This window comes from Chryseobacterium mucoviscidosis, from assembly GCF_002177115.1.
Lineage (GTDB): Bacteria > Bacteroidota > Bacteroidia > Flavobacteriales > Weeksellaceae > Chryseobacterium > Chryseobacterium mucoviscidosis.
This window is the reverse complement of record NZ_MVAG01000057.1, coordinates 121,551-134,708: the sequence shown is the minus strand read 5'-3', so window position 1 is coordinate 134,708 and position 13,158 is coordinate 121,551. Positions and strand designations below refer to the sequence as shown.

Sequence of the window (13,158 nt, the reverse complement as noted above, 5' to 3'; positions counted from 1 at the left end):
CAATGGCTTTTTCACACCTGAAATTAATAGTAAGAAAAACCAGACAGGATTTATTTAAAGGAAGACAAAACCTGCTCATTGTGGTTACCGTTCTCCTGTTTTGTTTTCTAAGCATAGGAATAGGATTTACAAAATATGGCGAAAACTATTCTAAAGTAAAAGAATACCGCAAAGAAACACGTGAAAACTGGGAACACAGACCCGATAAACATCCCCACAGAATGGCACATTACGGCTATCTGGTTTTCAGGATCGGGCATCCGCTGAGTATTTTTGATAATGGTCTGGATGATTATCTGGGAAATGTTATTTTCCTTGAAGCACACAAACAGAATACCGCCAATCTTTCTGAAGCCGGAAGTTCGGGAATACTTGTCCGTTTCGGGGCTTTCAGTTCGGCATTTATTCTTCAGGCAATTGTTCCTTTAATTATATTATTTCTCGGTTTCGGGCTCATTGTTCGTGAAAGAGAGGATGCCACACTGAAAATCCTGACTGTTCAGGGGGCTTCTCCAAAAGCTATCTTATGGGGAAAGATTCTCGGGCTTTGGCAGTTTTCTCTGGTGTTTTTAATTCCGGTGATTCCTGTGGTTTTACTGATGGGAATCTGGACTGAAGATTCTGATTTTTCAGATATTTTATCAAGAACAGGGGTAATTTTTCCGGCGTACATGATCTATTATTTCTTCTTCAGTACGTTAACTGTTTTAATTTCTGCCCAAAGCAAAGCTTCTTCATCAGCTTTAATCAGTTTAATCGGTTCCTGGCTCGTTCTGGTCATTTTCCTGCCGAAAGGAATTCAGTTTGCAGCACAGAATCTTTATCCTACCCCATCCAGAATTGCGTTTGAGACTCAGGTGGAAGAAGATGTTTTGAAAATCGGCGACAGTCATAATCCCGACGACCCGCATTTTAAACATATTAAAGATTCTTTATTAGCAAAATACAATGTAAAAACCACCGACGAACTTCCTGTTAATTACGGTGGAATTGTGATGAAAGAAGGTGAAAGAATAAGCGCAAAACTTTATGTTGACCATTTGAAAAAACTTCAGAACCAATATCAACAGCAGCAGAAACTGAATGAGATTTTTGGTTTCATCAATCCTGTAATGGCAATTAAAAACCTTTCTATGACGGCTTCCGGAACAGATTATTTTGCGTACCGGCAATTTCAGAATCAGGCAGAAAGCTATCGTTACAAACTTGCACAGCAGATGAATGATCTGCAGATTGAACACATCAGTAACATCAAACCGAAGGAAGGCGAAAAACCAGCCTCCGTAGGACACGAAAACTGGCAGAAATTCCCCGATTTTCAGTATGAATTTACCTCACTGAAAGAAAGTTTAAGCCATCAGTTTCTTTCTCTTGCAGCGATTATTTTCTGGCTTTTAGTCTGTGTTTTAATGATTGAGCTAAGTACTAAAAATTTAAAATTAATCTAATGAATCATTATTTATATAAACAGTTTTACCGCAACAAAGCCTATCTTATTTCTTTGTTGATTCTGCTTTTTGCAGGTTTAAGTTCTTTGTACACGGGTAAAAAATTTCTCGACAGGAATGAAGATATCATCGCAAAAAGCGCGGCATATCAAAAAAACAGCATTGATAAAAATGTGGCATTACACAGCGACGATATTGGTCTTTTGCTGTACTACGTAAAGTTTAATCTGGTGAATGAAATGCCCAAATTAGCTGCTTTAAATATTGGCTTAAGAGATTTAAACCCTTCTATTCAGGGGGTCACGATAAGAAATCTGGAGGAGCAAAAAAACAACTCAGATTTTTTTAATCCCGCCAATGCGGCAGTGGGAAATTTCGATTTTTCTTTTGTTCTGGTTTTTCTTTTTCCGCTGGTCATTATTGCGTTCTGCTACAATCTTATTTCCGAAGATCAGGAAAAAGGAACCTGGAAACTGCTTTCGGTACAAAGTCAAAATCTGAGAAAACTTATTGATGCTAAATTATTAATCCGTCTAATGGCGGTAAGTTCGGTTTACTTTTTATTGTTGATTGTTGCTGTGGTCTATATTCATATTCCGGTAGATTCAGCTTTTATTATTTTCACTTTAGCGGGTTTACTCTATCTGGCTTTCTGGTTTGCACTTTGCAGATGGATCATCGGTTACCAGAAATCGTCTTCGTGGAATGCTTTGGCTTTGGTTATTTTCTGGATGGGAATGAATTTTATTGTTCCGATGACAGGAAATATGCTCATTCAGAAACTTATTCCGGTAAAAGAAGGTTTGCAGGCGCAAATTGAACAGCGTGAAGGCTATCATAATAAATGGGACGAAGCAAAAATTCCTACGATGCAGAAATTCCATAAGATCTATCCGCAGTTCAGGCAATATACCGTTGCCGAAAACAGCAGTTTTTCCTACACATGGTATTACGCAATGCAGCATATGGCAGATATGGAATCTGAAAAATCTTCCAGACAATATCAGGAAAAAAAGCTTTACAGAAACAAGGCAGCAGTTTACTTGGGTTATCTTTTACCCAATATCCAGACGCAGCTTGTACAAAGCGAAGTTGCAAAAACAGGAATGGAAAACCAACTGAATTACGCCGAAGGTCTGAAAAAATTTCACGAAAAACAGAGGCTGTATTTCTATCCGTCCATCTTTAAAAAGGTAAACGGAAACACCATCGACTGGACGAAGCAAACCGTAAAAACCTTTACAGATGAAGGGAAAATAAATCTTGCAGGTATATTTCTTCCTTATTTTATTATTATTTCTTTATTGTTAATTCTTTCACACATCAAATTCAGAAAGCTATGTTAAAAACCATTAATCTCCATAAAAAATACAACGATTTTACAGCCTTAAAATCTCTTGATCTCGAAATTCAGGAAGGTGAAATCTTCGCTCTTCTCGGGCAGAACGGCGCAGGAAAAAGCACCACCATTAATATCCTCTTGGGTTTAATTAAAGCCACTTCGGGAGATGCTTTCATCCATAATATATCCGTAAAAGATCATCCTGAAAAGATTAAAAAACATCTGGCTTACATCCCGGAAACGGTATTGCTTTATCCCAATCTTACAGGAATTGAAAACCTTGATTTTTTCTCGAAGATTGCCGGATTTAATTATGATAAAAATGAACTTTCCGCTTTGCTGAAACGTACCGGATTGCAGGAAACTGCCCACGAAAAACCTTTGGGCGGTTACTCGAAAGGGATGCGGCAGAAAGTAGGAATTGCCATTGCACTCGCCAAAAACGCCAAAGTTCTTCTTCTGGACGAACCTACGAGCGGACTGGACCCGATTGCCACCGCAGAATTTACAGAAATTGTAAGGCAGTTAGGAAACGAAGGCAGAACCGTTCTTATGGCAACCCACGATATCTTCAATGCGGTAAGTGTTGCTACCAATATCGGGATCATGAAGCAGGGCGAACTGGTACAGCATCTTCCTTCAAAAGCTTTTTCGGCGGAGGAATTGCAGGAATTGTACCTGAAAACAATTTAGAAAATTAAAAGCCTGATTACATTTAACACTTTCATACAATAATGGAAGTGTTTTTTTTGTTATAAATTTTATTACCGAATTGCCTTCTATCTTTAATCAAAACAACCTCAGTTCGGGACAAGAAACAGATTAAATGATTGATTTATAGCATTATGTTAATCTGTGACGAAAAAAACAAAAGATTTTTTTTCCTTATTGAAAGTTGGTAAGCTAAACAAAAAAGCATTTCGTTTATTTAAAAAAGACAAAAATATTTTTGATTGCCCGTTTATTAACCTAAACTTCGACAGGCTCAGCTTGACATCGCTAGAAATCAAGCGTTTAGTATTAGAGGTGTCACACTGAGCTTGTCGAAGTACCTGTTACAAATAATTGATTTTCATATCAGTGCATAGTAATAGGTTGTTTAACGGATATTCAATAAAATATTCCTTTGATAAGTTTTTCGCCTTTCTATATCTTAAAAGCTGAATCCTTGTTTGAGTCTCTTTTTTTAATAGTGCGTTTAAGATAACTTATCCCGAATTCAGATTAAAACAAATTCTGATCATGGCTGAAGTTCAGCGATTGATTCCTCTTTATGCAGAATTTTTTCCCTTTTGTTTTCACGTTCCAGAATGAGCCATGCTGCATCCAGCATTTTGATGAGGTGCAAATACGGATCTACGATATTACGCTCCGGTGCATTGTTGAAGGTTCCGAGCGAGAAATACACGATTTCCGACAGAAACTCTTCGAATTCCTCAAGACGGTATTTTTTAAAGGCTTTCCGGAAAACTTTTGCCGGATCGCAGTATTCTTTTTCCGACAACGAACCCTGCAACATCGGATTTTTATGTTCCGAAAGTTCATGAACCAGCCATTTTCCTCGATCTTTTCTAAGGGAATATGCTGCGCGAATAAACGACCGGAGCGACTGGTGAAAATAAAAGACAACGGAAGCATCTTCCGGAATTCGTGTTTTGCGCTTTGCGGCGTATTGCACGATGAGATTTAGGCGTTCTTTGGCGGTTGCCCAATCATGAAACTGGAAAAAAACTTCCATCAGCGAAAGTGCAGAATGTTTCTTCCGACCGCACCAAAAGCGGGATTCAAAGTCTATGCTGTTCTTTTTCATACGAATAAGATTTTGTGTTTTTATTGTTTTTTGGGGTTGCTTACATAACTTATTCTACAAATGTAATAAAAAACTTCACATTCGATACAAATTTGTATCGAATAATTATATCTAATATTTCAAATTTTACTGTATGCAAGAATATAGTAATGAAGAAATTGACGCATTAGGTTTACAGATAGGTTGTATAATCAGAGTAGAAAGACTTAGAAAAAAATTATCACAAGAAAATCTTGGACTTCTAATTGGATCTAATAAAACAACAATAGGTCGATTAGAAAGGTATGAGCATTCTACAAGTTGGAAAATTCTATATAGAGTAAGCCAATCATTAAGCATTGATTATAATGAATTATTCATTCTTAAACCATTGGATTTTATATTATCTATAATTAAAGAATCTTTTGATTTAGAAGAAAAACTTACTGCTGAAAAAGAATTATTTTACAAGAACTTAGAAATTGATGCAAGAAAAATTTTTGGTAGAATTAAATAATTACTACAACTTTAAAATATACATTTTAATAAATAAAATTGAACGCTTTGGTATTGAAATATTTAAAAACATATCAAACTTGCTAATAAATCCTTACGAGAGTTGGGATTTTTTTGTTGTTTACGGAAAGCCGTAAGGTAATATCAATCATTAATTATAAATTTGATTTAGTTAACAATAAAATATTAATATTATGGCACTTAAACCAGGACCAAAAAGAATAGCTGAATCAACTGGGAAACCAGATAAACGACAACGTGATAATAAAGAAACACCGGGAAATACCCCTTCTTTGAAACCACCTAAGAAACAGCAAAGTAAATAAACTTATACTTAGAAATAAATCCCAGCTTTTGTTGGGATTTTTAAAAAAAATTGATTTGATTTAAATTATTTAATATACCTTAAAATGTTAATTAATTTTCAAAATTTTTGGAAATTTTTCATATCAGAAATTATATTTTTATATATATTTAATTAACTAATAATTAATCAAACTAAACCTGAAGATCAAGTATGGCACAAGAATACATTTATAAAGATTTTATTTATCAATTAGATGAAAAATTAAATCATATTGTAAAAACAATTCCTCCACGAAATAATCCCGAAGTTGTTTATAAATATTATTCTATTTCTGAAAATTCAATAAGTGCACTACAAAATTTGCGTCTTTATGCTACTCATCCTTATTCTTTTAATGATTCTATAGATAGTTCTGAATTAATATTAAATTTTAAAGATATTACCAAAGAAAGATTTGAAAATTTCCATAAACAAATGTTTTCTCCTGTTGAATTAAGTAAATTAAATTTAAATGAATTATTTGAACAAGATATAAAAAGAAATTTCTATACTTTTAGAAATTTCACCTACAATTATTTTACAAGAAATATAGGATTAATTTCTTTAACAACAGTACCTTTTAATATTTTAATGTGGTCACATTATACACACGAATCTGGATTTGTAATTGAATTTGATACAGAAAATTTATTAAACGATATTAATATTAAAAATAATGACATTGATAACTATTGTTTTCGCCCAGTTCAATATGTAGAAGATATAGAGTTCATTAATATGTTTGATCAAGAATTTTCAACTCCTGATATTCCACTTTTATATTCCACAAACATAAAACGAAAGGAATGGGAATATGAAGACGAATGGAGACTCGGTATTTATAAAAGAAATATGGGGATTCCTTTTAGTTCTTTATATCCAGGAGAATCGGATTACGAAGGAACAAACAGTAGATTTTTTTATTATTCAAAAAAATCAATTGAATCTATTAGTTTAGGAAAACATTTTTTTTCCGGAATTAACTGTGATGAAGTCATTAATAATAACGGCATAATAGTTACTCTTAAAAATAGAAGTGAAGAAAAATTTAAAGATATAGATAAAAATTTCATCACACTTGTAAACCATCTATTTGAAAACTATAATGATAAACTTTATATGTCCGGAGAATATGAGGAACAGGATAAATTAAAAAGAAGTTTAGGGCAAATTTGTCTGGAAAGAATAGATAATAAGACTTTTAAAATAATTGATTTAAAAAAAATAGTAATAAAAGATTAATAATATTTTTTCCCTTTTATGCTTATTAAGATTCTTTATCGTAAAGTATCAATTAGATTAAATAACGGAATTAACATTTACCATTACTGGACAGGAACTATTTTATTTTCTAATATTTACCATTCTAAAATTACTCTATGACTGATTTAAAAAAAATGCAAGAGCATTTTGCTCATTTTCATTTTTTATTAGATGAAGAATTAATATATATTTTAAACAAATATGATCAAACAGGGCAAATTAATAATGTTATTATTGGATTAAATAAAGAATGTTATGGAGTCCGTCTACATGAAGAAAATAATGAAGCAATATTAATTGAAATTTTTTATATAAATTATAAATCTAATCTCCGAGGTAATCTCATACAAATTAAATTAGATGACCCTAATTATTCTCATTTACTCTTAATATTTTGCAAAATATTAGCAATAGAATATTTAGAAATAAATGAAATTCATGCATTTAATACCTTTCAAAAACAGCTCCGATCTATTTTGGAGAAAGATGGATTTTTTACAATAACAAATATAGATATTGAAGGGTTAAAAAAATTTGGACCAAATGTAGCATTAATCAACGTACATTATAAAGCTATCAAACAAATTGATTTAATTCCAATTGTGGATTTTTACAGGGAGATTTTTAATGATAATTACAAAAGAGTTTCTGAAAATCATACTGACTATGTTTATTTAATGATTAATACAGAAACTGCATTAGTAAAAATTGGCTATAGTAAAAATCCAAACTATAGAGAAAAAACATTACAATCTAAAGAACCTCAAATTTATTTAATTGCATGTTGGAATGCAAACAGACAAGTTGAAACAGAACTTCATCGAAAATTTAAACAACATAGGATACGTGGTGAATACTTTAGATTGAGCTTTGATAATCTAAAAGAATTAAAAGACACTATGGAGATCTATAATTAACATTTATAAATACTATCTTGTCATTTTCATATTTATGATTTACAAAAATAAAAAAAATCCCGAAAACTCGGGACTTTAAATTTCATATTCAAGCTTACTTAATCTCCACAGGAACCGATATTTTATCCCAATCCATCGAGAATCCGTTATTATTTATTTTGTACACCAGAGTTTCCTGTTTTGCAGGCAGTACTTTTGTTTTTACGTCTACACGTAAAGCATCTTTTGCCTGTTCGTATTTGTAGGCGCCCCACTGTTTTGCTTCCTTGTTGAAGATGGCAGTCCATGTTCCGCTTTCTTTAGGAATTAAGAAAAAGCTGTATTTTCCGGCAGGAAGTTTTTTACCCTGAACGGTAATATCTTTGTCCGTTTCAAAAGTGGTGGCTTCATTGGCTCCCGCACGCCAAACCTGATCATACGGTTCCAAACCTCCCCAAATGGTGCGCCCTTTAACAGAAGGACTGCTGTAAGCGATCGTAATATTGGCATCCTTAATCTTTCCGGTTGCCGTAGCAGGAGGACTTGCAGGTTTTTTGGTGTCCTGCGCAAAAGCGTTTACCGAAAGCGTCATGGCTGCCACAAGAACGGTAGCCGATTTAAAAATTGTTTTCATAATACTATTATTTGTCTGTTTATTTTTATGATTAAAATTGTTTCAACTTAATAAAAAACTTGTCTACACTTTTTTACTGCAAAAGATTGTAGCACTTTAATTGTTTGAGTTAACTACTTAAATGGGCAAAAAAGAGCATACAAGTTAAAAAAAATCAAAGATTTTTTCTCTTTACAGACTTTTTGAAATACTTTAAATATATCCAATAAAGTCTTTTGTCTCTTTTGTGGTTAAATTTAAAATGAGTTTAAACAAACCCAAAATATAAAGCGCTCCAAAGAATAAAAACCGAATATTTTTTAAGCCATTGTGATCTTTTCTTTTTTTGAGTATCTGTTATTAATCATACTGCTATTTAACGCAAAGAATTGCTAAGATTTTATTTATATATCAACTGTTTTTAAGTTCGCAAAGGCGTTTCACTCAGCAAAGAACCCAAAGTTTTTTTAATTATAACAAATTGCGGACAACCACTTTCTTTTAGATCCTGCTTAAATTTATAATTTAAAAACGCTTTTATTATCTGCTTACGAATTTACTGCTTTCGGCTTATAAAACAGTAACACGATTGCAGAAAATACAATCACCGCCGCTGCGCCGATCACATTAAGCCAAAGGAAGGAAACAACATCGAACTGATAAACGGCAATCACCGCAATTTCAGATAAAATAGCTGCAATAAATACATTCGCCCCGTTGATTTTTTTAAAGTAAAAAGCAACAAGGAAAATCCCCAATATTGGGCCGTAGAAAAGGGAACCCAATACATTTACCGCTTCAATAAGAGAACCCATCTGTGTGGCAAACATCGCAACACCGATGGAGAAAATTCCCCACGCTAACGTGTGAAGTCGGCTGTATTTCAGTTCGGTTTCGTCATCCGGAATTTCTTTTTTAAAGATAAGATGAACATCTTTTAAGGAACAGGCAGCAAGGGAATTCAGCGCAGCCGAAATAGAACCCCAACTGGCAAGGAAAATAACGGCAAACAGCAACCCGATCATTCCAACAGGTAACGTATTTTTCACGAAATACAGGAAAATATAATTCGTATCCGTTTTCTCTGCATTAAAGTTTGACTGATTGATCGCTTCTTCTACTCTTCCGTGAAGTGCTTTTACCTGAGACTGCGTATTTTTAAAATCCTGAATTTTTGTTTCAAGCTGTGAAGAATTGTTTTGTTTTAATTGCAAAATTTCCTTCGATTCTGCATTAAATTTTGTCTGCAAATCCTGATGTTCTTTTTCAAAAACCGCTGCCTGTTCGGGTTTCGTTTCCTTTAAATGCTGATAAGAACGTTCGTTAAAATAAATCGGAGCCGGTTTCAGAGAAAAGAAAGCAAAAAGCAAAGCCCCAATTAAAAGAATTGCAAACTGCATCGGAATTTTGACCAATCCGTTCAGCAGCAACCCCATTTTTGCATTCGTATTGTCTTTCGCCGTAATATATCTCCCAACCTGACTCTGGTCTGTCCCGAAATAAGACAATGCCAGAAAAAAACCGCCAATTAATCCGCTCCAGATATTGTATTTGTCTTTCCAGTCGAATTCTGTGGTAATGACATTCAGCTTTCCGGATTTCCCCGCCAGATAAAGCGCATCCTTAAAACCAATTCCATTCGGCATATTATCAATAAGTAAATACCCTGCAAAAGCCATGGTTCCCAGAATAATGAGAAACTGTAGTTTTTGGGTGTGCGCAATGGCTTTTGCTCCGCCAACATAGGTATAAATCAATAGAATTCCGCCTGTTAAGACATTCGTCAGGTAAATATTCCAGTTTAAAACGCTGGATAAGATGATACTCGGCGCATAAATGCTGATTCCTGTTGACAAACCTCTCGAAAAAAGAAAAAGCAGCGAAGTAAGAACCCTTGTTTTCTTATCAAAACGGTTTTCTAAATATTCGTAAGCCGTGTAAACATTTAACCGCTGAAAAATCGGGATAAACGTAATACAGATCACAATCATCGCCAAAGGCAACCCAAAGTAATACTGAACGAAACGCATCCCGTCTGTATACGCCTGTCCCGGCGCCGAAAGAAATGTAATGGCACTTGCCTGAGTCGCCATAATTCCGATCAGCACAATGTACCATGGCATTTTATTGTCTGCTTTCAGGTAAGATTCGTTGCTTTTCTGTCCACGCCCGATAAATACGCCGTACACAACCACTGCAACCAGTGTACAAATAAGAACTGTCCAATCTATCGTACTCATGCCCAGAATTTAGTAAACCAATAATAAAAAGCAATCTGCACTACCAAAGCGAGTGCCAGTAAAATGTACCATGTATTCCAATTTTTAAGTGGCTTATTCATCAGTTTTTCTGTGCAGATAAAAAGTTTAAAAATAAACGTGACGCCCCAACATTTCCCGCAGGTAACTGCCTGAAAAATGCCAACGGGGTGTAAATAAAATTCCCCTTTCCGTATGGAGCATATAATGTAGATCCCTGCAAAGGCTCTTCACCGGTGTCGTGCATTTCAAAAAGCGGTTCATACGCCGTATCCCACTGATCAGGAAAATACGCACCGCGTTCCTGTACCCAATCCTTGAAATCATTTTGAGTAATTTTATTCGGAAAATTCAGTAATTTATGATTCGGATTTAAAAATGTAACCTCTGCATTTTCTTCAGTAACGCGTTTACTTGTGGCAATACGGAATTTGTAGATTCCCAATTGATCGACGGTTGTATCCTGACTGGTGTTGTACTGCATCACCAGATTTCCTCCGGCTTTTACATAAGACCATAAAAAAGGCATCCAGCGACCCAGCTTTTTCTCTGTGTTATTGGCACGAATTCCCAATATGATGGCATCATACTGTGAAAGTTTATTTTGGCTGCCGATTCCGCTGTAAAAATCTTCGTCTTTCAGAACATCAACCTGAATTCCCGCAATGCGCAGGAACTCAGGAATAAAATCTCCTGCACCTTCTATATATCCTACTTTTTTAACCTTTGTCTGAATGTCACCTTTCATTACAGTTACCGTTGCAGGTGCAAAATATTGCAGGGAAGGTAAATGCGGATATTGAATTAATACTTGTTTTTTATTGTAAGTGACTCCATCTGCGACAAAATTAGCATCCAATTGTAAACGAGATGTATTTATTTTGCTGAGTTTACTTTTTGGAATTACATAATCGATAGTTGTTTCTTTTCCATTAAATGAATTTACATCTGTACTGCCTAATTGTTCTCCGTTGTACATCAGATTAATTTTTCCATTGCTGAACGGCTTATCTGAATTAACTTTAACATTCAGGCTCAAATGTAGATCTTCATTTTCTTTTGCTAAATAAAGAGGTTGTGTAAATTTCAGTTCCAGAGCAGGAACAATGCGCAAAGGTTCTACCACATCTCCTCTTACCGGATCTAATTTTTTGAACGATAAAGGAAGCTTAACCTGAAACTTTTCCGAGCCGATTTTTAAATCCACCCAAACATTCAGTAGAGATTCTGCTTCCGGCAGACCGATTAACGTATCATCTGGAACTGAAAAAGTTGCCGCATTCACAGGCGGTTTTGCCAACCAGTAAGGTTCCGTAAGTGCTGCATCTGATGGGATATGAATATCATGCTGAATAGTAATTAAAGAATCTTTTGAAAGGTTTCTGTTAAAACTTTCTGATTGATTTAGCCATTTTACATTTTCTAATACAACAGGATTGGAAGCTCTTGAAATGAGATTTAACCTGAATTGATAATGATTTCCGGCAACCGCTTCAGCCTGATTGGTCACTACTTCCCCCATAAATCCGGCGCAGCTTAAAATAATCTGGTCAAGAGATTTAATTTTATCTTTTTTCAGCTCTGCATCTTTCAGCGCCATAATCTTTTTTCGTAAAGCAAGCAAAGCAGGTAAGCTGAGATCCGGATTGTTGAAATTAAAATTTGAAATAATCTGATCCAGTGATTGATCAATATCAGCATTTCCCTGTGAAGTCCATGTTTTAGTGACACCGTCAAAAAGTGTCGATTTTGCAGGATCTCCGATAACGTGGGAAAAATATTCAGTCTTTATTCCGGCAACAGATTGTGTTCCTGCACCCTGACTTTTGTGTAAACTTCTACTGAGGCCTGCCAATTCACCATAACCCATTCCCAACAACGCATCGTATTGCCCAACGGTAATTTTCAGTTGATTTTCAGCGGTCGTATTGACTGCACCAAACCGGAATGTGTTCCACAATACACGTTTTGGCTGCCATACATTTACGTATTTTAGCTGATCAGGAAAAGCGGTCTTATCACCTGCCAGTTTAAAAGCTTTTTCGGCAACCACAGCCGAAGCCGCGTGTTGTCCGTGTCCTGCCGCAGCGGTAGGCGGAAAACGGCAAATAATGACATCCGGACGGAATGTACGGATTACCCAGACAACGTCTGCTGTAATGCTGTCTGCATTCCATTGTTTAAAAGTATCGGTGGTATTTTTAGAGAACCCGAAATCAATCGCGCGGGTAAAAAACTGTTGAGCACCGTCTAATTTTCTTGCCTCCAAAAGCTCATGCGTTCTGATTAATCCCAATGCAGCACCTTGCTCTGTCCCCAATAAATTCTGCCCTCCGTCACCTCTGGTTAAAGACAAATAGCCTGTTTCTACGTTTTGATCATTAACTAGCCATGAAAGTAATCCTGTATTCTCATCATCGGGATGAGCGGCAAGGTATAACACTTTTGGCAGGTGTTTAAGGGTTTTAAGTTCGCGGTAAATCTCAGATGATTTTGACGGCCGAAGCTGCTGAGCCGGACAAAAAGCCGCATAAAAGACAAGGATAAAAACAAGGATTACTTTTCTGAACATTTGAATTTGCTTTGCAGGGCAAATATAAGTAAATCGTTTTTGGTTTTGATGCTAAAGATATTTTGCTGACCTCTTTGTATGAAAATAAAAAATCGAAGCGGAATCTGCCAGCTTC

Annotated in this window: 11 protein-coding genes; 7 read left to right on the top strand and 4 right to left on the bottom strand. The window is 35.1% G+C overall.

The features are described from left to right. Positions 1 to 2: 2 nt before the first annotated feature. From B0E34_RS01725 to B0E34_RS01715, 3 genes are read left to right on the top strand one after another with little or no spacing between them, the layout of a single operon-like run. Positions 3 to 1,448, top strand: a complete 1,446-nt coding sequence (locus B0E34_RS01725; protein WP_087706217.1) for an ABC transporter permease — start codon at positions 3 to 5, stop codon at positions 1,446 to 1,448. Further along, positions 1,448 to 2,794 carry a DUF3526 domain-containing protein gene (locus B0E34_RS01720; protein WP_087706216.1) on the top strand — a complete coding sequence of 449 codons (1,347 nt, stop codon included), beginning with the start codon at positions 1,448 to 1,450 and terminating at the stop codon, positions 2,792 to 2,794. The genes B0E34_RS01725 and B0E34_RS01720 overlap by 1 nt, the downstream gene beginning before the upstream one ends. Continuing rightward, the gene (locus tag B0E34_RS01715) at positions 2,788 to 3,483 is read left to right on the top strand and encodes an ABC transporter ATP-binding protein (RefSeq protein WP_087706214.1); all 696 of its coding nucleotides are present in this window, start codon (positions 2,788 to 2,790) and stop codon (positions 3,481 to 3,483) included. The genes B0E34_RS01720 and B0E34_RS01715 overlap by 7 nt, the downstream gene beginning before the upstream one ends. A gap of 547 nt (positions 3,484 to 4,030) precedes the next feature. On the opposite strand, the gene B0E34_RS01710 is transcribed toward B0E34_RS01715, so the two are convergent. Then, entirely contained in the window at positions 4,031 to 4,600 is a 570-nt protein-coding gene (locus B0E34_RS01710; protein WP_123956500.1) for a hypothetical protein, read from the bottom strand. Positions 4,601 to 4,733: 133 nt separating this feature from the next. Here B0E34_RS01710 and B0E34_RS01705 point away from each other — a divergent pair, with 133 nt between their 5' ends. The 4 genes from B0E34_RS01705 (at position 4,734) to B0E34_RS01695 (ending at position 7,621) form a co-directional block, all read left to right on the top strand. Then, complete coding sequence (locus B0E34_RS01705) at positions 4,734 to 5,096, top strand: helix-turn-helix transcriptional regulator (RefSeq protein ID WP_087706210.1); 363 nt, start codon at positions 4,734 to 4,736, stop codon at positions 5,094 to 5,096. 193 nt (positions 5,097 to 5,289) lie between these two features. Further along, positions 5,290 to 5,421 carry a hypothetical protein gene (locus tag B0E34_RS21705; RefSeq protein WP_262484714.1) on the top strand — a complete coding sequence of 44 codons (132 nt, stop codon included), beginning with the start codon at positions 5,290 to 5,292 and terminating at the stop codon, positions 5,419 to 5,421. 191 nt (positions 5,422 to 5,612) lie between these two features. Further along, on the top strand, positions 5,613 to 6,683 hold the full coding sequence (locus B0E34_RS01700; protein WP_106408100.1) for a DUF2971 domain-containing protein: 1,071 nt from the start codon (positions 5,613 to 5,615) through the stop codon (positions 6,681 to 6,683). A 137-nt stretch (positions 6,684 to 6,820) separates the two neighbouring features. Beyond that, positions 6,821 to 7,621, top strand: a complete 801-nt coding sequence (locus B0E34_RS01695) for a GIY-YIG nuclease family protein (protein ID WP_087706209.1) — start codon at positions 6,821 to 6,823, stop codon at positions 7,619 to 7,621. 94 nt (positions 7,622 to 7,715) lie between these two features. Here the strand turns inward: B0E34_RS01695 and B0E34_RS01690 are convergent, their stop codons facing one another. From B0E34_RS01690 to B0E34_RS01680, 3 genes are all read right to left on the bottom strand, one after another. Further along, the gene (locus B0E34_RS01690; protein ID WP_087706207.1) at positions 7,716 to 8,234 is read right to left on the bottom strand and encodes a DUF2911 domain-containing protein; all 519 of its coding nucleotides are present in this window, start codon (positions 8,232 to 8,234) and stop codon (positions 7,716 to 7,718) included. A 527-nt stretch (positions 8,235 to 8,761) separates the two neighbouring features. Next, on the bottom strand, positions 8,762 to 10,453 hold the full coding sequence (locus B0E34_RS01685) for a sodium:solute symporter family transporter (RefSeq protein ID WP_087706205.1): 1,692 nt from the start codon (positions 10,451 to 10,453) through the stop codon (positions 8,762 to 8,764). A 100-nt stretch (positions 10,454 to 10,553) separates the two neighbouring features. Then, positions 10,554 to 13,043, bottom strand: a complete 2,490-nt coding sequence (locus tag B0E34_RS01680) for a PIG-L family deacetylase (RefSeq protein ID WP_087706203.1) — start codon at positions 13,041 to 13,043, stop codon at positions 10,554 to 10,556. Between the last annotated feature and the right edge of the window lie 115 nt (positions 13,044 to 13,158).

Excerpts from the sequence above, each read along its gene's own strand:
- B0E34_RS01700 (WP_106408100.1), top strand. The coding sequence starts at position 5,613 with ATGGCACAAGAATACATTTATAAAGATTTTATTTATCAATTAGATGAA.
- B0E34_RS01725 (WP_087706217.1), top strand. The coding sequence starts at position 3 with ATGGCTTTTTCACACCTGAAATTAATAGTAAGAAAAACCAGACAGGAT.
- B0E34_RS01710 (WP_123956500.1), bottom strand. The coding sequence starts at position 4,600 with ATGAAAAAGAACAGCATAGACTTTGAATCCCGCTTTTGGTGCGGTCGG.
- B0E34_RS01715 (WP_087706214.1), top strand. The coding sequence starts at position 2,788 with ATGTTAAAAACCATTAATCTCCATAAAAAATACAACGATTTTACAGCC.
- B0E34_RS01695 (WP_087706209.1), top strand. The coding sequence starts at position 6,821 with ATGACTGATTTAAAAAAAATGCAAGAGCATTTTGCTCATTTTCATTTT.
- B0E34_RS21705 (WP_262484714.1), top strand. The coding sequence starts at position 5,290 with ATGGCACTTAAACCAGGACCAAAAAGAATAGCTGAATCAACTGGGAAA.
- B0E34_RS01705 (WP_087706210.1), top strand. The coding sequence starts at position 4,734 with ATGCAAGAATATAGTAATGAAGAAATTGACGCATTAGGTTTACAGATA.
- B0E34_RS01685 (WP_087706205.1), bottom strand. The coding sequence starts at position 10,453 with ATGAGTACGATAGATTGGACAGTTCTTATTTGTACACTGGTTGCAGTG.
- B0E34_RS01690 (WP_087706207.1), bottom strand. The coding sequence starts at position 8,234 with ATGAAAACAATTTTTAAATCGGCTACCGTTCTTGTGGCAGCCATGACG.
- B0E34_RS01680 (WP_087706203.1), bottom strand. The coding sequence starts at position 13,043 with ATGTTCAGAAAAGTAATCCTTGTTTTTATCCTTGTCTTTTATGCGGCT.
- B0E34_RS01720 (WP_087706216.1), top strand. The coding sequence starts at position 1,448 with ATGAATCATTATTTATATAAACAGTTTTACCGCAACAAAGCCTATCTT.